The 18,675-nt window shown below is 74.1% G+C and carries 14 protein-coding genes; 10 read left to right on the forward strand and 4 right to left on the reverse strand.

Annotated elements, in window-relative coordinates:
- The 10 genes from ACH4N1_RS28275 to ACH4N1_RS28320 form a co-directional block, all read left to right on the forward strand.
- Window positions 1–3,597, forward strand: a 3,597-nt coding sequence (locus ACH4N1_RS28275) for a HAMP domain-containing protein (protein ID WP_398101364.1), incomplete at its 5' end; no start/stop codon positions are given.
- A 59-nt stretch (window positions 3,598–3,656) separates the two neighbouring features.
- Entirely contained in the window at window positions 3,657–6,266 is a 2,610-nt protein-coding gene (locus ACH4N1_RS28280; protein ID WP_398101584.1) for a SpoIIE family protein phosphatase, read from the forward strand.
- A gap of 243 nt (window positions 6,267–6,509) precedes the next feature.
- Window positions 6,510–6,896, forward strand: a complete 387-nt coding sequence (locus ACH4N1_RS28285; protein WP_366056328.1) for an STAS domain-containing protein — start codon at window positions 6,510–6,512, stop codon at window positions 6,894–6,896.
- A 236-nt stretch (window positions 6,897–7,132) separates the two neighbouring features.
- Window positions 7,133–8,032, forward strand: a complete 900-nt coding sequence (locus tag ACH4N1_RS28290; protein WP_398101367.1) for an STAS domain-containing protein — start codon at window positions 7,133–7,135, stop codon at window positions 8,030–8,032.
- Complete coding sequence (locus ACH4N1_RS28295; RefSeq protein ID WP_398101370.1) at window positions 8,029–8,445, forward strand: STAS domain-containing protein; 417 nt, start codon at window positions 8,029–8,031, stop codon at window positions 8,443–8,445. Before ACH4N1_RS28290 ends, ACH4N1_RS28295 begins: the two co-directional genes overlap by 4 nt.
- Entirely contained in the window at window positions 8,442–8,885 is a 444-nt protein-coding gene (locus ACH4N1_RS28300; RefSeq protein ID WP_398101372.1) for an anti-sigma regulatory factor, read from the forward strand. Before ACH4N1_RS28295 ends, ACH4N1_RS28300 begins: the two co-directional genes overlap by 4 nt.
- Complete coding sequence (locus ACH4N1_RS28305) at window positions 8,885–9,928, forward strand: SpoIIE family protein phosphatase (protein WP_398101374.1); 1,044 nt, start codon at window positions 8,885–8,887, stop codon at window positions 9,926–9,928. Before ACH4N1_RS28300 ends, ACH4N1_RS28305 begins: the two co-directional genes overlap by 1 nt.
- A complete protein-coding gene (locus tag ACH4N1_RS28310) occupies window positions 9,925–11,643 on the forward strand; it encodes a PP2C family protein-serine/threonine phosphatase (protein ID WP_398101376.1) in 1,719 nt (572 codons plus the stop codon). The genes ACH4N1_RS28305 and ACH4N1_RS28310 overlap by 4 nt, the downstream gene beginning before the upstream one ends.
- Window positions 11,644–11,911: 268 nt before the next feature.
- Entirely contained in the window at window positions 11,912–13,288 is a 1,377-nt protein-coding gene (locus ACH4N1_RS28315) for an NAD(P)/FAD-dependent oxidoreductase (protein ID WP_398101379.1), read from the forward strand.
- Between the two features lie 56 nt (window positions 13,289–13,344).
- Window positions 13,345–15,591: an FUSC family protein gene (locus ACH4N1_RS28320; RefSeq protein WP_398101381.1), complete on the forward strand. Its 2,247-nt coding sequence runs from the start codon at window positions 13,345–13,347 to the stop codon at window positions 15,589–15,591.
- Window positions 15,592–15,822: 231 nt separating this feature from the next.
- On the opposite strand, the gene ACH4N1_RS28325 is transcribed toward ACH4N1_RS28320, so the two are convergent.
- The 4 genes from ACH4N1_RS28325 to ACH4N1_RS28340 all read right to left on the reverse strand — a co-directional run bounded on the left by ACH4N1_RS28325 (window position 15,823) and on the right by ACH4N1_RS28340 (window position 18,556).
- Entirely contained in the window at window positions 15,823–16,254 is a 432-nt protein-coding gene (locus tag ACH4N1_RS28325) for a hypothetical protein (protein ID WP_366056337.1), read from the reverse strand.
- A 28-nt stretch (window positions 16,255–16,282) separates the two neighbouring features.
- Window positions 16,283–17,122: a DUF1206 domain-containing protein gene (locus ACH4N1_RS28330; protein ID WP_398101384.1), complete on the reverse strand. Its 840-nt coding sequence runs from the start codon at window positions 17,120–17,122 to the stop codon at window positions 16,283–16,285.
- Between the two features lie 285 nt (window positions 17,123–17,407).
- The gene (locus ACH4N1_RS28335) at window positions 17,408–17,644 is read right to left on the reverse strand and encodes a DUF5133 domain-containing protein (RefSeq protein ID WP_398101386.1); all 237 of its coding nucleotides are present in this window, start codon (window positions 17,642–17,644) and stop codon (window positions 17,408–17,410) included.
- 54 nt (window positions 17,645–17,698) lie between these two features.
- Window positions 17,699–18,556 (reverse strand): SigB/SigF/SigG family RNA polymerase sigma factor, encoded by an 858-nt coding sequence (locus tag ACH4N1_RS28340; protein WP_398101388.1) that lies wholly within the window; start codon window positions 18,554–18,556, stop codon window positions 17,699–17,701.
- Window positions 18,557–18,675 lie beyond the last annotated feature (119 nt).

Here is an 18,675-nt window from a genome sequence, read left to right on the forward strand (position 1 = left end):
GAGATCCTCGAACTCAAGAACACCATCAACACGATGGTCGACCAGCTCTCCGCCTTCGCCGACGAGGTCACCCGCGTCGCCCGCGAGGTCGGCACCGAAGGACGCCTCGGCGGGCAGGCCGACGTCAAGGGCGTCAAGGGCACCTGGCGGGACCTCACCGACTCGGTCAACTTCATGGCCGGGAACCTGACCGCCCAGGTCCGCAACGTCGCCCAGGTGGCCACCGCGGTGGCCGAGGGCGACCTGTCGCAGAAGATCACCGTGGACGCGCGCGGCGAGATCCTCGAACTCAAGAACACCATCAACACGATGGTCGACCAGCTCTCCGCCTTCGCCGACGAGGTCACCCGCGTCGCCCGCGAGGTCGGCACCGCGGGCAACCTCGGCGGGCAGGCCACGGTCCGGGGGGTCTCCGGCACCTGGAAGGACCTGACCGACAACGTCAACGTGATGGCGTCGAACCTGACGGGCCAGGTGCGTTCCATCGCGCAGGTGGCCACCGCGGTGGCGCGCGGCGACCTCTCGCAGAAGATCACCGTGGAGGCCAAGGGCGAGGTCGCCGCGCTGGCCGACGTCATCAACACCATGGTGGACACGCTGTCCGCCTTCGCCGACGAGGTCACCCGCGTCGCCCGCGAGGTCGGCACCGAGGGACGCCTCGGCGGCCAGGCGCACGTGCCGAACGTGGCGGGCACCTGGAAGGACCTCACCGACAACGTCAACTCCATGGCCAACAACCTCACCGGCCAGGTGCGCAACATCGCGCTGGTGACGACGGCGGTCGCCAAGGGCGACCTGTCGAAGAAGATCGACGTCGACGCGCGCGGCGAGATCCTCGAACTCAAGACGACCATCAACACGATGGTCGACCAGCTCTCCGCCTTCGCCGACGAGGTCACCCGCGTCGCCCGCGAGGTCGGCACCGAGGGACGCCTCGGCGGCCAGGCCGAGGTGGAGGGTGTCTCCGGCACCTGGAAGCGCCTCACCGAGAACGTCAACGAGCTGGCCGGCAACCTCACCCGCCAGGTGCGGGCGATCGCCGAGGTGACGAGCGCGGTCGCCGAGGGCGACCTGACCCGCTCGATCACGGTCGAGGCCTCCGGCGAGGTCGCCGAGCTCAAGGACAACATCAACTCGATGGTGGGGTCCCTGCGCGAGACGACGCTCGCCAACCAGGAGCAGGACTGGCTCAAGACCAACCTCGCCCGGATCTCCGGGCTGATGCAGGGGCACCGCGAGCTGCCCGTGGTGGCCGAGCTGATCATGGACGAGCTGGTGCCGCTGGTCGCGGCCCAGTACGGCGCCTTCTACCTCGCCGAGGAGGGCGCCAAGGGTCCGGAGCTGCGGCTGGTGGGTGCCTACGGCTACCCCGACGACGACTCCCGCCCGACCCGGATCCCGTTCGGCCGCTCGCTCGTCGGCCAGGCCGCGCGCAGCCGCCGTACGATCATGGTCGACGACCTGCCCGCCGGGTACGTCGTCGTCTCCTCGGGGCTCGGGCAGGTGGAGCCCAGTGCGCTGGTGCTGCTGCCGATCCTGTTCGAGGGGCAGGTGCTCGGGGTCATCGAGCTGGCGTCGGTCACCGCGTTCAAGGAGATCCACCGGGACTTCCTGGAACAGCTCCGGGAGACCATCGGGGTCAACGTCAACACGATCGTGGCCAACGCCCGCACCGACGAGCTGCTCGGTGAGTCCCAGCGGTTGACGGCCGAACTCCAGGCGCGGTCCGCGGAGTTGCAGTCCCAGCAGGAGGAGCTGCAGCGCTCCAACGCCGAGCTGGAGGAGAAGGCCTCGCTGCTCGTGGCGCAGAACCGGGACATCGAGGCGAAGAACCTCCAGATCGAGCAGGCGCGGCAGGAGCTGGAGGCGCGCGCGCAGCAGCTGTCGCTGGCGTCGAAGTACAAGTCCGAGTTCCTGGCCAACATGAGCCACGAGCTGCGTACGCCGCTCAACAGCCTCCTGATCCTGGCCCAGTTGCTCGCGCAGAACCCCTCCCGCAACCTGACGCCGAAGCAGGTGGAGTACGCGGGCATCATCCACTCCGCGGGCTCGGACCTGCTCCAGCTGATCAACGACATCCTGGACCTGTCGAAGGTCGAGGCGGGCAAGATGGACGTGTCCCCGGAGCGGGTACCGCTGCGGCAGCTCATCGAGTACGTCGAGGCGACGTTCCGGCCGATGACGACGCAGAAGAGCCTCGACTTCTCGATCAGCACGGCCGCCGGTGCTCCGGCCGACCTGCTGACGGACGACTCCCGGCTGCGCCAGGTGCTGCGCAACCTGCTGTCCAACGCGGTGAAGTTCACCGAGCAGGGCAGCGTGGAGCTGCGCATCGAGCCGGTGGCCGCGGAGGAGGTGCCCGAGGGCGTGGTCCGCGGCGGCACGGTGGTGGCCTTCCGGGTGAGGGACACCGGCATCGGCATCCCCGAGCAGCAGCTCGAGACCATCTTCGGGGCCTTCCAGCAGGCCGACGGCACCACGAGCCGCAAGTACGGCGGCACCGGCCTCGGACTGTCCATCACCCGGGAGATCGCCCACCTGCTCGGCGGTGCCGTGACGGTGGACAGCGCGCCCGGCAGGGGCAGCACGTTCACGCTGTACCTGCCGGTCGCCCGCGGCGACTTCGAGGAGGTGCTCGCCGGCGGCCGGCCGGTGGAGCGCGACGGCGACGGCGACGGCGGGGCCTCGGCGGACACCGCACACCCGCTGGGCCTGCCCGCGCCCTCGGGGACGGCCCGGCGTCCGCGCCGGCTGCTGGTGGTGGAGGAACGGCCGCGCGGGCTGCTGACGCTGGTCGCCGAGAGCGTGGTGGCCGACGTCGCGGGCGGGCGGGAGGACGGCACCCCGCCGCCGGTCGACGTCGTCACCGCGGTGGGCGCGCAGGAGGCGGCGGGGGCACTGGCCGCCGAGCCGTGCCACTGCGTGGTCCTGGAGCTGGGGATGCCCGACGCGGAGGCGTCCCGCTTCCTGGAGGCCCTGCGGGGCGACTCGGCGCTGGCCAACGTACCGGTGCTCGTGCACAGCGGTCACCGCGCGGACTTCGCCCAGGAGGAGGCGCTGCGGTCCTGGTCCGCGGGCCGGCCGCTGGAGTTCCTGTCGAGCCTCGACGAACTGCGGGAGCGCATCACGCTGCACCTGTCCGCCGAGGAGCCGGGCGACGTCCTCGCCCTGGTCCGCCAGGACGAGCCGCAGCCCGTGGCGCCGCAGCCCGTCGACGACGCCGTCGTGGGCCGCACGGTCCTCGTCGTCGACGACGACGCGCGCAACCTGTTCGCGCTCAGCGGGATCCTGGAGCTGCACGGCATCCGGGTGCTGCACGCGGAGAACGGCCGCGAGGGCATCGAGGCGCTGCGCGCCCATCCCGACATCGCACTGGTGCTGATGGACGTGATGATGCCGGAGATGGATGGGTACACGGCAACGGCGGAGATCCGCACCATGCCGCAGTACGCCGACCTGCCCATCATCGCGGTGACCGCGAAGGCGATGCCGGGCGACCGGGAGAAGAGTCTCGCCTCGGGGGCCAGCGACTACGTCACCAAGCCCGTGGACACCCATGACCTCATGTCCTGCGTCCGCCGCTGGCTGACCGCCTGAGGGCAGCCCGCCCGTCCGAGCACCAGGCGCACCGGCCGAGGAGTCATCGCACCGTGAACATGTCCGAAGAGCAGCCCGAGCGGGCCGGGGGTCCGGCCGGGCCGGCCGAGCCCGAGTCCCCGGCGCCGCGCGCCACGGCGCGCGGCGCGCACCCCGTCGCGCCGGCCCGCGGTACGACCGCGTCACCCGCACCGCCCGCATCGCCCGGTGCGGCGCAGGACCTCGCCGACGAGCCCGGGCCGGCCGACGAGGACCCGGCCGCCGCACCGCTCCCGGAGGCGGCCGCGGGCACCGGTGGCACGGTGCGCGGGCACGCCCCCGCGGCGGCCGGCCGGGAGGAGGAGCCCTCCCCCGTCGGACGTCTGGCGGCCACCGTGAAGCGGCTGCGGCGCGAGGTGCGGGCGGCGCAGGCCGAGGCCGAGGGGCGGGCGCTGATCGAGCTGGCCAAGGGGATCCTCGTGGAGCGGCTCGGCTGCGGGCCCGCGGAGGCGGCCCGCCAGCTCACCGAGCTGGCCGGGCAGGCGGGGACGACACCGCTGGAGTTCGCGGTGGACGTCATCAACCAGGCCGCCAGGGACCGGGTCTCCGAGGTCACCGACGCCTTCCTGGCGGCCGTCACGGGGCACGTGGCGGCCGACGAGTCCGCGGCCGTGCGGCTGCGGGCGGCCGAGAGCGGGGCGCTGGCGGCCCAGGACACGCAGGCCGTCGCCGACTCTCTGCTCCAGCACGCGCTGGAACCACTGGGCGCGGTGGCGGTGGCGATCTGGGCGGCGGGCTCCGACGGCTCGCTGACCCTCGCCGGCAGCGCCGGCTTCGCCCCCGTCGAGGCCGCCCGCTGGCACTACGTCCCGCCGGACGTCGCCACCGTGGCCCGGCTCGGCCTCACCGAGCATGCGGGCCAGTGGATCGGCTCGCTCGCGCAGACCGGGCTGCCCACCATCGGCCGCCAGGCCCACCCCGAGGGCGGCCGGGTCGCCGTTCCCGCCGGGACCGGCGGCCGGATCCACGGTGTCCTGGAGATCGCCTGGCCGTCGTTCCTGGAGCCGCAGTCGCCCCAGGTGGTGCGCCAGGTGGAGGCGCTCGCGGAGCTGTGCGCGCACACGCTGCAGGCGTACCCCCACGCCCAGGCCGCCGACCGGGAGCCGCGGGTGCTGCCGGACGCCGCCGAGCTGATGGACCTCGCGGACGGACTGCACGACCCGGCGCTGGTGCTCGTACCGGTCGTGGACGCGGCGGGGCGGCTGGTGGACTTCCGCATCCAGCACGTCAACGACCACTTCCTCGACCCGGCGGGCCGGCCGCGGGCCGTGGTCAACGGCGCCCTGTTGCTGGAGGCCTACCCGATGGCGGCCGGCGACAGCGACCTCTTCCAGCGCATCGAGCGGGTCCACGCGACGGGTGAACCGTTCCGGGCCCGCCGCATGAGCCTGACCGCGCTCGTCGACGAGGTGCCGCTGTCGGCGGTCGCGGACCTGAGCATCAGCCGGCACGGCACCTGCGTGCTGCTCATCTGGCGCATCGAGGACGAGACGGCACGGCTGGCGAGTCTGTTGCAGCACGCCCAGCGCCTCGGCCGGATCGGCGGTTTCGAGGAGAACGTCCTCACGGGCGAGACGACGTGGAACGGACAGCTGTACGCGCTGTACGGGCGGGAACCGTCGAGCCCTCCGGTGCGGCTCGAGGAGCTGGGGGCCCACGCCCACGCGGACGACGCGGTGCCCATCGGCCGCTTCCTGCGCACCCTGCTGCACCACCTGCGTCCGGCGTCCGCCGCCTTCCGGCTCCAGCGGCCCGACGGGGTGACCCGGCACGTGCGCATCGTCGCCGAGCCGGTCCTGGACACCGACGGCCAGCTGGTGTCCGTGCGCGGCGCGTACCAGGACATCTCCTCCCAGCACTGGACGGAGGTGGCGCTCGCCGCCACCCGCGACCAGCTCGTCCAGACCGAGCAGCAGGCCAGTGAGCGCAGCCGGCTGGCGCTCCAGCTGCAGAACGCGATCATGCCGCCCACGCGGGCGCCGCTGGACATGGCGGGCCTCCAGGTGGCGGTCCGCTACCGGCCGGCCGAGGAGGAGCACCTCGTGGGCGGCGACTGGTACGACGCCGTCGTGCTGCCGTCCCGGCTGGTGCTGCTGTGCGTCGGCGACGTGGCCGGGCACGGCATCGAGGCGGCGACCAGCATGGTCGTCCTGCGCAACGCGCTGCGCGGTCTGGCGGTGACCGGCGCGGGTCCGGGCCAGCTGCTGTCGTGGCTGAACATCGTCGCCCACCATCTGACGGGCGCGGTCACGGCGACGGCGGTGTGCGGGCTGTACGACCCGGTGCGGCGCACCCTGCGGTGGGCCAGGGCGGGCCATCTGCCGCCGGTGCTGGTGCGCGGCTCGGGTGCCGCCGCGCTGCCGCTGCTGAGCGGGATGCTGCTGGGCGCCGTACCGGAGACGTCGTACGAGGAGGCGGAGATCGAGCTGGCGGCGGACGACACGCTGCTGATGTACACCGACGGTCTCATAGAGCGGCGGGACCGGTCGGTGGAGGAGTCGCTGACGCAGCTGCTGAGCCAGGCGCGCTCGGCGCTGCCGTCGCTGGAACAGCAGCTGGACCGGCTGCTCACCCACAGCAGGTCCGACACGGACGACGACACCTGCATCGTGGGCATCAGGCTCGGTTAGGGCCTGTCCGGCGGATCGCGTCGGACGGGCCCCGGACGGCCGCGCACGGTTCACCCGGCCGAGGAGGCATGTCCCTCCCGTTCGGGGGTATCCGCCGGTGCGCGGCGTGAGGCCGGGATCCGCAGGTGGTGAGTGCGGTGCGCGGGCCGAGCCGGCGCGCCGCCGGTCCGCCGGGGTTCCGGCCGCGCGGCGCAGCCGTCCGCCGGTGCGCAGAGCCCGGACCGTAAGTTTTCGGAGGTACTCGTGTCCATTGCCCAGAACCCGCTGTCCGTCGAGGTCACCCTGCCCCGCGAGGACGTGGCCCTGGTCACGGTCGAGGGTCATCTGGACCTCGACACCGCGACCGAGTTCCAGGCCCATCTGGCGAACCAGCTCCATCACGGCAGGCGCCACTTCCTGCTGGACCTGTCGGCGGTGCCGTTCATGGACTCCTCCGGCATGAACATCATCCTGCGCGTGTACCAAGAGGCGCGGGAACTGCCCGGCAGCGTGCATGTGATCGATCCGACACCCGCCGTGCGCCGGGTCCTGGATCTCACCGGCGTCAGCATCACCGTCCCCATCTCCGACAAGGTGGACGACGCCCTGGCCCTCATCGACCGCATGCAGCCGTCGCCCGAGGCCCCGTAGGACCCGGCCGGCCCGGCCCGGCCGCACCCCGCGTGCACCCCGTGCGCCTCCGGGGACGCGGCCGACGCCGGGCCGACAGTTGCCATTTGACAACTATGTGGGGCGGGCAAGAGAGTGAGCGAGGCCGGCGGCGGGCGCCGCGGTGTCGCGGCGCGCGTCCGGCCGCCACGGACGAACACCGTCGCGCACCGGCCGGTTTCCGGTGCGCCACGGCAGGAGCAGAAAGGAGTGACGCAGTGCCGGAGCAAGAAGCGGCCGCACCGCAGGAGACACCGACGGAGGAGGTCGGGGCCTTCCTGAGCCGCCGCCGGGAGCAGATCGCCCAGCGCTGGGCCGACGAACCCCTGTTCCGCGCCGTGTTCACCGTGTCGCGCGACGAGGCGGCGGAGGCGGGCCGGAGCGTCGTGGACGCCCTGGCCCAGGTCACCGCCTCCGGGCGGGTGGAGGACTCCGACAGCGCCGGCTTCACCGTCGTGCGCGAGCAGCTGGCGCGGATGGCCGCCTCCCGTGCCCGGTCCGGGATGAGCACGTCGCAGGTCTCCGGCGAGGTGGACGCCCTGCGGGCGCCGGTCGTGAAACTGCTCGTCGCCGATCTGCCGGACGCGCCGGCGGACCACGTCCGGGAGTGCACGGAGATCCTGACGGTCCTGATGGGGACCCTGCGGCTCGTCGTCATGGAGACCGCGCTGACGGAGGTCCAGTCCCTCATCGACCGGCAGCAGACGCAGCTGCTGGAGGTCGCCACGCCGGTCATCAGGCTCTGGGACGGCATCGTCGCCGTCCCGCTCATCGGCACGCTCGACAGCGCGCGCAGCCAGGTCGTGATGGAGACCCTGCTGGAGGCGGTCGTCGACCAGCAGGCCCGGTACGCGATCCTCGACATCACCGGGGTGCCGACGGTCGACTCGCTGGTCGCGCAGCACCTCATGAAGACCGTCGCGGCGGTACGGCTGATGGGCGCGGAGTGCGTCGTCTCGGGCATCCGGCCCGCGATCGCGCAGACCATGGTGCACCTCGGACTCGACCTCGGCACCGTCATCACGCGGGCCGGTCTCGCCGACGCCCTGGCCTACGCCCTGCACGGGCTGGGCGCCGACATCGTGCAGGCGGCACCCGGCGGTGCGGGCCCGCGGTGAACGACGACTTCTCCCGCGTCGGCGGGGCCCCCGTACCGGTGCTCAGGCTGGGCGACGTCCTGCTGGTCACCCTTCAGGGAGATCTCTACGACGGTACGGCGGAGCAGCTCAGGCAGGACATCGTGGAGTCGATCGCCCGCAGCCGGGTGACCGGTGTGGTCATCGACATCTCCGGCGTCGAGATCGTCGACTCCTTCCTCGGACGGGTGCTGGCCGAGATCGCGGCCAACGCCCGGCTGCTGGCCGCGCAGACCGTGGTGGCCGGGATGCGGCCCGCGGTCGCGCTCACCCTGGTGGAACTCGGGCTGACGCTGCCGGGCCTGCGGACCGCGCTGAGCACGGAAGCGGCCCTGGAACTCCTCGGGCGGGCGGACGCCACGCCGGCCGGCGGCCCACGCCGGGAGCGTCGGTGAGCGGGACGGCCGCGGGCGTCGAGACCCGCCTGCCGATCCGCTCCGATCTGGACCTGGTGTGGGTACGGCAGCATGTGCGGCAGGCGGCCGCCGCGCTCGGCTTCGGCCTGGTGGAACAGACCAAGCTGGTCACGGCCGCCAGCGAACTGGCCCGCAACACGCTGGTGTACGGCGGGGGCGGAGAGGTGCGGACGGTGCCGCTCACCGACGGCCGGGCCCAGGGGTTGCGGCTGGTGTTCTCCGACTCCGGTCCCGGCATCCCGGACGTGGAACAGGCCCTGCGGGACGGCTTCACCTCCGGCGGCGGGCTGGGCATGGGTCTGGGCGGCGCCCGGCGGCTGGTGCACGAGTTCGCCATCGACAGCACGCCCGGTGCCGGTACGACGATCACCGTGGCCTCCTGGGCGGCCCGGACGCCCCGGCCGCGCGAGGAGTCCTGATGCCCCGGGTGTGGGACGTGCCGGTGCACGACTCGACGCGCGTGCGGGACGCGCGGGTGGCCGCCGAGGAGGCCGCGGCGCTCGTCGGCCTGGACGGGAAGCGCACGGCGGCGGCCGCGCTGGTGGCCACGGAGCTGGCCACCAACCTGCTCAAGCACGCCCGCGGCGGCCAGCTGCTCGTCGACCTCGTCCCCCCGCCGGCCGGGCGGGGCGGGGTCGTCGTGCAGATAACCGCCGTGGACCACGGTCCGGGCATGGCCGACGTACCGGCCGCGTTCGGCGACGGGTTCTCCACGGCCGGCTCGCTGGGCGCCGGACTGGGGACGTGCCGGCGGGTCTCCGACGGCTTCGACCTGCACAGCGCGCCGGGGCGCGGCACGGTCGCGCTGGCCCGGCTCGGCGCCGCCGCGCGGACCGACCCGGACGATCCGGCGCCCGCCCGGGCCGGCGGGGTGAACATCCCCCTCGCCCGCGCCGCGTACTCGGGGGACGCCTGGACCTGGGTGCGGGCCGGCGATTTGCTGACCCTGATGCTCGCCGACGGGCTGGGCCACGGCCCGGAGGCGGCCCGCGCCTCCACCGCCGCCGTGGACGAGCTGCACCGCGGCGCCCACCTCCCGCCCGCCGAGATCCTGCACCGCCTGGACGCCGCGCTGCGCGGCACGCGGGGCGCCGCCGTCGCGGTGGCGCAGCTCGACGTACCGTCCGAACGGCTGCGGTTCGCCGGGATCGGCAACGTGGGGGCGCGGCTGCGCGAGGGCGACTCCTGGCGTCATCTGCTCTCCCGGCCCGGCATCGTGGGCGTGCACCGCCCCACGAGGCTGCCGGAGACCATGGTGCCCTGGGCCGCCGACCGGTTACTGGTCCTGCACAGCGACGGGCTGCCCAGCCGCTGGGTGCCGCCCGCCGGTCCCCGGCTCGCGACGGCCGACCCCGCGGTGACGGCGGCGGTGATCGTGCGCGACACCAGCAGTTCCGCCCGCCCGGTGCGTGACGACACCGCCGTGGCCGTCCTGTCCCCGACCCCGCCGGACCGCCCATGATGCGCACCTGGCAGATCACCACCGTCACCGACGCGGCGCGCGCCCGGATCGCCGCGGCGCGGCTGGCCGCGGCGTACGGCGTCGTGCCGCTGGAGCGGACCCGGCTGGCGGCCGCGCTCAGCGGGCGGCTGCGCCAGTGCCTGACCAAGGGTGGCAGCTGGCGGCTCGGCCTGGAGTCGGCCGAGGGTCTGCTGCGCGTCGAGGTCGCCCCGCTGCCCGCCACCGCGGAGCCGCCGTGGCACTTCGGCGTGCCCTGCCCCGAGCCGGCCGACCCCTCGGTGTCCGCCGGGGTGGCGGACGACACCGGTGTGCTCGCGGAGGCCCTGCTCGGCGCCGACGAGGACACCGCCCTGGTGCTGGAGCGGCTCGCCGAGCAGGAGGAGCTGGTCGCCTTCCACCGGGACGAGCTGCACCAGACCAACCAGGGCGTCCTGGCGCTGCACGCCGAGCTGGACGCGGCCGGCCGGGCCCAGCGCGAGGCGTTCGCCGCCGAGCGCGCGGCCCGCCAGGAGGCGGAGCGGGCCCGGCGCAGGCTGACGTTCCTCGCGGACGCCAGCGTGGTGCTGACGGCGTCCCTCAACCACGAGGAGATCGTGCGCCGGCTGCCCGAGCTGCTGGTGCCCGAGTACGCGCGCGCCGTCGACGTGTGGCTCTTCGACATGGACGACGACCGGCGGCCCTCCGCACCGCGCCCGGCGGCCGCGGTGGTCGCCGCCCGGACCGGCCGCCCCCAGTACTCCGCCCGGCATCCCGGCGGGCTGCCCGGCGTCGACGACCGGCCGCCGTCGGCACTGCACCCCGACCGGCCGCTGCTGTGCGTCCCGCTGCCGACCCGCAGTGCGCCCCTGGGCGTGCTGACGCTGACGCCGCCGGGCGAGCGCTGGGACCCCGACGACGCCGTCATGCTGATCGAACTGACCAGGCGGGCCAGCATCGCGCTGGACAACGCGCGCCGCTTCGAGCACAACCGGGACATCGCCGAGACCCTCCAGCGGGCCCTGCTCACCGAGCTGCCGACCACTCCCGGCCTGCGCCTGGCGGCCCGCTACCTGCCGGCGACGTACGGGCTGAACATCGGGGGCGACTGGTACGACGCGTTCCGGCAGCCCGACGGCAGCCTCATCACCGTCATCGGCGACGTCACCGGCCACGGACTGCACGCGGCCGTCATGATGAGCCAGCTGCGCACGGCGCTGCGCGCCTACGCCGTCGACGGCGGCAGCCCCGGCGTGCTGCTGACCCGGCTGCACACCTTCCTGCACCACCTCCAGCCCGACCTGTACGCCACCGCCGTCATCGCCCGCTTCCAGCCCGGGGAGCCGGTGCTGACGTGGGCGGCCGCGGGGCATCCGCCGCCCGTGCTGCGCGGCCCGGACGGACGGGTGCGCACCCTGGACGCCAAGCCGGGGGCGATGCTGGGCATCCCGCTGCACCAGGAGATCGCCGACCACACGGTGCCCCTGGTGCCCGGGTCGACGCTGGCGCTCTACACCGACGGGCTGGTCGAGCGGCGCGCGCAGGGCATAGACCCGGGCATCGAACGGCTCGCGGCGGCCCTCGGCTCCTTCCGCACCGGCGAACTGGACGCGAACCTCGACGGCGCGGCCGACCGCATCCTGGACCCGATGCTGAGCGACTCCGAGCGGGACGACGACGTGTGTCTGCTGCTGTGCCACATCGACAGCGCCGCCGGCGCGACGGTGCGGGCGGGCTGACGGCGGCGGGTCCGCCGTCCGCCGGCCGTCGCCCCCGTCACAGGAGGCCGGCACCGGCTGCGCCTCGCGCCGGCCGCGCGGCGGGAAGGACCGGGGCGTACACCGGCCGTGTGCGGGTACCACGGGGCACCGGAAGGGACGTTCGTCTGCATGCTCCGTCCGGCTGGCGCAACCGCTTCGGTCGCGGTGGGATCGGCGGTGTGCGAAGAGGCCGTCCGGCGGGCACCCGCACAACGTCGAGGCAGACCGCCTGGAGCCGCAGAAAGGGATGGACATCGTGACACGACCCAGGATCCTGGTGGTGGGCGCGGGCTTCGCGGGAGTGGGGTGCGTCCGACGCCTGGAACGCAGACTCGCCGCCGCGGAGGCCGACGTCACCCTGGTGACACCGTTCGCCTACCAGCTCTATCTGCCGCTGCTGCCGCAGGTCGCCTCCGGGGTGCTGACCCCCCAGTCGATCGCGCTGTCGCTGCGCCGCAGCAGGAAGTACCGCACCCGGATCATCCCCGGCGGAGCCATCGGCGTGGACCTGCGGTCGAAGGTCTGCGTCATCCGCACCATCACCGACGAGATCGTCAACGAGCCGTACGACCACATCGTGCTGGCACCCGGCAGCGTCACCCGCACCTTCGACATCCCGGGGCTGACCGACCACGCCTTCGGCCTGAAGACGCTCGCGGAGGCGGCCTACCTCCACGACCACGTCATCAGCCAGCTCGACCTCGCCGACGCCAGCAACGACCCCGCCGAGCGGGCCGCACGGCTCCAGTTCGTGGTGGTCGGCGGCGGCTACGCCGGCACCGAGACCGCCGCCTGTCTCCAGTTGCTCACCCACAACGCGGTCAAGCGCTACCCCAGGCTGGACCCGAGCCTGATCAAGTGGCACCTGATCGACATCGCACCCAAGCTGATGCCGGAACTCGGCGACAAGCTCGGGCGCAGCGCGCAGGAGGTGCTGCGCAGGCGGGGCATCGAGGTGTCGCTGGGGGTGTCCATCGCCAAGGCCGGGCCCGAGGAGGTCACCTTCACCGACGGCCGCGTGGTGCCGACCCGCACGCTGATCTGGACCGCCGGGGTCGTGGCGAGCCCGCTGATCGCCACGCTCGGCGCGGAGACGGTCCGCGGACGGCTCGCGGTCACCTCGCGCATGGACCTGCCCGGCCACGACGGGGTGTTCGCGCTCGGCGACGCCGCGGCCGTCCCCGACGAGGCCAAGGGCGGGGAGGGCGCCGTCTGCCCGCCGACCGCCCAGCACGCGATGCGGCAGGCCAAGGTCGCCGCCGACAACGTCATCGCGCGTCTGCGCGGCCAGGAGATGCGGCCGTACGCGCACAAGGACCTCGGGCTGGTGGTCGATCTCGGCGGCACCGACGCCGTGTCCAAGCCGCTCGGCATCGAACTGCACGGGCTGCCCGCGCAGCTGGTGGCCCGCGGGTACCACTGGGGGGCGCTGCGCACCGGAGTGGCCAAGGCGCGCGTCCTGACGAACTGGACGCTGAACGCCGTCGCGGGCGACGATTTCGTCCGCACCGGCTTCCAGGCCCGGCGGCCCGCCAAGCTGAAGGACTTCGAGTACACCGACACCTATCTGACGCCCGAGCAGGTGCGGGCCCAGGTGGAGAGCGGGCGCCCCGGGGCCGGCTGAGACGGACGGGAGGGGGACGGCGGTGGGAGGGAACAGCGGCGGGAGGGAACAGCGGCGTGAAGGCGGCGGCACCGGCGTGGGCGGCGGGGGTGCGGGACCGGGTGCTGGCATCCGATCCCGGGCTGCTGCGGCTCGCGGCCGGCCTGCGGACGGTCGGCGCGATCACCCTCACGCTGGCCGTGCTGTCCCTGCTGGACGCGGACGTCACGCATCTGGTCGCGGGGGCCATCGCGGCGATGGTCGCCACGTTCGCCGTCCGGGAGAAGCAGCGGGGGCCACAGGCGGTGACCCTGGCGCTGGGGCTGCCGGTGGCGCTGGCCTCGGTGTCCCTGGCGGCGCTGCTGAGTTCGCGCGTGGTGGCCGGTGACGTCTTCTTCGTCGTCCTCATCTTCTGCGCGGTGTACGGACGCCGGTTCGGCGACCGGGGCACCGCGCTCGGACTGATCGGCTTCCAGGTCTACTTCATGTCCCTGTTCGTGGGCGCCGCCCCCCATCTGCTGCCGGGACTCTGGGGGGTCCTCGCCGTCGCCTTCGCGTGCAGCGCGCTGGCCCGGTTCGTGCTGGTGCCGCAGACGTCGGCGGGGATCCTGCTGCGGCTGCGGCACGCCTTCCGGGCGCGGCTCGCGCAGTTGCTCGACGCCCAGCTGGAACTGCTCGACGCCGGCCCGGACGACGTGGAGAAGGCACTGGCGCACGTGCGCACGGGCACCGCCCGGCTGCACGAGACGGCGATGATGATCCACGGCCGGCTCGAGGAGGGCACGCCCGACGAGGCGACGGCCCGGCTGGTGCAGCGCCGGATCGCCGACGCGGAGATCGCCGCCGAGCGGCTCGGGCTGCTCCTGCTGACGGCACGCGGCGCCGAGCGCGCGGACACCCTGACCCTGCACCTGCCGGGCGCGCCCCTCCCCGAACGCGGGCGCCTGCCGATGCCGGAGGAGGAGGCGACGGACGTGCTCCGCCGTGATCTGCGGGCCCTGCGCCTGCTGGTCCGGCGTCCGGTCGCCGACGGCACCGGGCTCGCTCAGGTCCGCAACCGCCTGCTGGGCTACCGCGACGAGGAGCACCTGCCGCCCGCTCCCCCGGCCGTGCGGGACGTCTTCCGGGGCGTCGGGGAGAGCGCCCGCGCCGTGCTGGGGCTGCGCCTCGCGCTCGACGGGCCGCAGGACGAGTCCGACGACAGCCCCGAGACGGCCCGCTCCCGGGAGGAGCTGGACGCGGAGGACGCGGCGATCGGCGGGGAGGAGTCCGACGAGGAGACCGCGGAGCAGCCCACGGGGCTGCGGCGCCCCACCACCCGCGCGGCCGTCCAGGTCTCCGTCGGCTCGGCGCTGGCCATCGTCGGCGGCGAACTGCTGTCCACCCAGCGCTGGTACTGGGCGGTCCTCACCTGCTGGATCGTCTTCATCAACACCGCGTCCACCGGGGAGATCCTGGTCAAGGGCTACCGGCGACTGCTCGGCACCGCCCTCGGCGTGGTCGCGGGGATCGGCCTGGCGGGACTGGTCGGCCACCACACGGGGACGGCGTTCGCGGTGGTGCTGGTGTGCGTGTTCGCGATGTTCTACACGGCGCCCCTGTCGTACACCCTGATGTCGTTCTTCGTCACCGCGGCGCTGGGCGTGCTGTACACGCTGCTGCACACCTACAGCCTGGACGTGCTGGTCCTGCGCGTGGAGGAGACGGCGCTGGGGGTGGCCAGCGGGGTGGTCGCGGCGGCGCTGGTGCTGCCCGTGCGCACGGACCGGCGGACGGACGAACTGCTCACGACCGTCCTCGACCGGCTGGCCGACGTCACCGGGGCCGCCGTGGAACAGCTCAGCGGCGGACCGCCGGCCGAGCTGCTGGACCGGGCCCGGGAACTGGACCAGGCCTTGGCCGACCTGCGCTCCGCGACCCAGCCGCTGACCCACCCGGTCACCCCGCTGCGGACCCGGCGGGACACCGCCCAGTACGTCGTGGCGCTGCTGGAGACCTGCGCCTACCACGCCCGGTCGCTGGCGGCCACGGCCGAGCTGCTGCCCACGCACCCCTCGATCGCGGCGGACCCCCGGCTGCGCGGTGCCGGCCGGCGCATCCTGCGCAACATCGACGCCGTCGCCGCACGCGTCGCCGACGACCGCAGCACCGCCGAGGTCAGCACCGGCCCCAGCGTCGCCTCCCTCCTCGGCCCGGGCGCCTACGGCACCCCGCGCTACGGCCGCGTCACCGACCGCGTCCTGCGTCACCTGCAACGCCTCGACGAAGCGGTGACGGGCCTGGCCCGGCCGCTGGGGGTCCCGGTGACCTCACCGGCGAGGTGAGGCGTGCGGCCGGGCCCGCGAGGTGAGGCGTGCGGCCGGACCGGCGCCCGGCGGCGGCCGAGGGCCCGGGCCCCGGCGCCGAGCGGGAGCACGGGAGCACGGGAGCACGGGAGCACGGGAGCACGGGCCGGTCGGGCCGCGGCGACTCCCCCGCACAAGACACGGGCGCCCGCTCCCGGCGCCGGTCGGCGCCGGGAGCGGGCGCCCGGACGGGGCCGCTGAGGGGCGGGGTCAGAAGTCCGTCGGCAGGCCGCTGGCCGCCGCGATGCCCCGCAGTGCCTCGGTGTCGTTCTGGCGCTGCTGGATGCAGCCGGCGATCTCGGCCAGGCGGCCCGGGTCGGAGGCGGTCTCCGCGTCGGTGACCACGCGGACCGGGCCGGTTCCGTCGACCTGGATCTCGACGAGCTGGTTGTCCAGTCGGCCGGTGACGGCCGTGGCGATGACCAGGGCGGCCTCGTCACGGATCTCCTGAGGCAGTTCCTCGGTCTCCTGCGGATCGAGCGCGAAGTCGAGGGTCTCGGCGGATTGTTCGTCCAGCGCGCGCAGTGCGGGTGAGACGACCTTGAGCAGCATCGCGAAGTCCTCGCTGTCCATGCGGACGCGCAGGAGGTCGAGGTACATGTCCACGGGCCGTCCGTCCGGCGGGAACTCGGATTCGTTCATCTCCCCCGGGTTCCCGCCGACGGCGCGTTCAGACCTTCCGCCAGCGGGCCATCGCGAAGGAGAACAGCCCGAACAGCACCAGACCGGCCGCCACGCAGGCCAGCAGCCACGGCCCGGCGGGCGTCTCGGCGAAGGAACGCAGGGTGTCGTCGAGCCCCTTGGCCTTGTCGGGCTCGTAGTCGACGGCCGCGCGGACGGCGAAGACGCCGGCCGCCGCGAACACCAGGCCGCGCGCCGTGCCGCCGCCCACCCCGGTGACGTCCACGAGGCGGCGCACCCGCGCGGACATCTGGCCGAGCCGCAGGTGCTTGTGGTACTTGCGCAGGGCGGCCCGGACGCCTATCCAGATGCCGCCGACGATGATCCCGACACCGGCCGCGCCGACGATCCACCGGCCTCCGGGAAGTTCGAGCACGCGGGCGGTGACGTCACGCGACTGCTCGTCGCTCGACCCTCCCCCGTCGCCCGATCCGGCGGCGAAGGCGAGCACGGAGTAGGCGACGAAGGAGTAGAAGACGCAGCGGACGAGCGCCAGCAGACGCTTCTTCGCCTTGCGGCCGTCCGGTCCGGCCGCGCCGAAGACCACCTCGGACAGCCGCCACAGCGCCATGCCGACCAGCCCGATCCCGAGGGCCCACAGCAGGACGGAGCCGAAGGGCTGGTCCGCGATCTCGGCGAGGGCGCCCTGCCGGTCGGCCTGCTTCTTCTTGTTCTCGCCGAAGGCGATCTGGAGGGCCAGCGCCCCGACGAGCAGGTAGATCACTCCGCGCGCGGCCAGTCCGGCCCGCGCGGCCCCCTGCGTGACCGAACCCCGCGCGGCGCGCTCGGCCTCCATCCGGCCGTTGCGCGCCAGGGCACTCGCGTTCATGTCAACCTCCTGGAAGAGTCTCGGAGACCCGGATGCCCCGGCTTCGGCACCGCACACGCGGACCGGACACACAGGCCGCACACACGGGCCTCACGGGGGCCACACACGGGCCGTGCGCGGGCCGCGCATGCGTGCGGCGCACGCGCGGGCGCCGCACGCCCGGGCGCCGCACGCGCGGGCCGTGCGCTCAGGCGCCGCACCCTCAGGGGCCGTACACACGGCGCCGTACACACGTGCGCCCCGCCGCGGGGGGCCGCGGCGGGGCGTCGGGGGCGGGCCGGCCGGTCAGGCGTACACGTGCGGCCCGTCGTCGGTGCTGCGGCCGGCGGTGGTGTCGGTGGCCGCGGCGAGCCAGCTCCGGGCCACTTCCAGGGCCCGGGTGACCTCGCGGGTCCCGGTGGAGACGCACAGCGTGTAAGCGAGGTCCTGCGCCCGCGTGTCGGCCGCGGTGGATCCGCTCGCCGTGGCGGCCTCGTACTCGGCGACGAGGGTGCGCAGGACGGCGGGGTGAGGCATCAGCATCAACGACTGCTCCTGGTCCGGAACGGATGGGATACGTACGGCCCTCGGGCCGGTTCAGCGGCGGTCGCCCGGTCGCCCCAGGGCTTCCTGCCGCACCTGGGCGCAGCTGCGGCTGATGAGCCGCGAGACGTGCATCTGGGAGATGCCGAGCCGGTCGGCGATGCGGCTCTGGGTCATGTCCTCGAAGAAGCGCATGTAGAGGATGGCCCGCTCGCGCTCCGGCAGTCGGCGCAGGCTCTCCTTGGCGGACTCGCGGTCGACCACGATGTCGTAGGAGGCGTCGGGGCCGCCGAGGGTGTCCGCGAGGCTGTAGCCGTCGTCCCCGGCGGGGAGTTCGGCGTCCAGCGACAGGGTGCTGAAACTCTCCAGGGCCTCGAGGCCCGCGGCGACCTCGTCCTCGGTGAGTCCGGTGTGGGCGGCGAGGTCGGCGGTCGACGGCTCGGGGGCGCCGGGCGTCTGGGCCAGCTCGCGCCGGGCGACGCGCACCTTGTTGCGCAGTTCCTGCACCCGGCGGGGGACCCGCAGGGCCCACATCCGGTCCCGGAAGTGCCGCTTGATCTCGCCGGTGATGGTGGGGACGGCGTAGCTCTCGAAGGCCCCGCGTTCCGGGTCGAAGCGGTCGACGGCCTTCACCAGGCCGAGCGCGGCCACCTGCCGGAGGTCCTCGATGGCCTCACCGCGGTCGCGGAAGCGGCCGGCGATCCGGTGGGCCATGGGCAGCCAGGCGGTGACGATCCGGTCGCGCACGGCGTCCCGCTCGGGCCCCTCCTCCATCGTGGTCAGCCGGACGAAGAGGGCGGTGGTGTCGGGAGCGTCGTCGTGGGTGCGACGGGACTGGGCGGTGGGGTTCGGGGCTGCGGTGGTGTTCGGGGCTGATGCGGCGGGACGGCTTGTCGCCATGTCGATGAGCATGCGGAATCGCTCCTGAACGGTGGAGTCTGGGGGAATGACCACGGGAGGGGCCGCTGCCGTCCGGGGCGCCTGGAGCGCCCCGGAGCGGTCGTACCGCTCCCCTGGGCGCGCCTCCGGTC

This window comes from Streptomyces sp. NPDC017202 (assembly GCF_044331705.1).
Taxonomy (GTDB): Bacteria; Actinomycetota; Actinomycetes; order Streptomycetales; family Streptomycetaceae; genus Streptomyces.

What these genes read in the sequence shown, in the direction of transcription:
- ACH4N1_RS28325 (WP_366056337.1), bottom strand. Translation starts at nt 16,254, where the DNA reads ATGAACGAATCCGAGTTCCCGCCGGACGGACGGCCCGTGGACATGTAC.
- ACH4N1_RS28335 (WP_398101386.1), bottom strand. Translation starts at nt 17,644, where the DNA reads ATGCTGATGCCTCACCCCGCCGTCCTGCGCACCCTCGTCGCCGAGTAC.
- ACH4N1_RS28330 (WP_398101384.1), bottom strand. Translation starts at nt 17,122, where the DNA reads ATGAACGCGAGTGCCCTGGCGCGCAACGGCCGGATGGAGGCCGAGCGC.
- ACH4N1_RS28315 (WP_398101379.1), top strand. Translation starts at nt 11,912, where the DNA reads ATGGACATCGTGACACGACCCAGGATCCTGGTGGTGGGCGCGGGCTTC.
- ACH4N1_RS28310 (WP_398101376.1), top strand. Translation starts at nt 9,925, where the DNA reads ATGATGCGCACCTGGCAGATCACCACCGTCACCGACGCGGCGCGCGCC.
- ACH4N1_RS28305 (WP_398101374.1), top strand. Translation starts at nt 8,885, where the DNA reads ATGCCCCGGGTGTGGGACGTGCCGGTGCACGACTCGACGCGCGTGCGG.
- ACH4N1_RS28340 (WP_398101388.1), bottom strand. Translation starts at nt 18,556, where the DNA reads ATGCTCATCGACATGGCGACAAGCCGTCCCGCCGCATCAGCCCCGAAC.
- ACH4N1_RS28280 (WP_398101584.1), top strand. Translation starts at nt 3,657, where the DNA reads ATGTCCGAAGAGCAGCCCGAGCGGGCCGGGGGTCCGGCCGGGCCGGCC.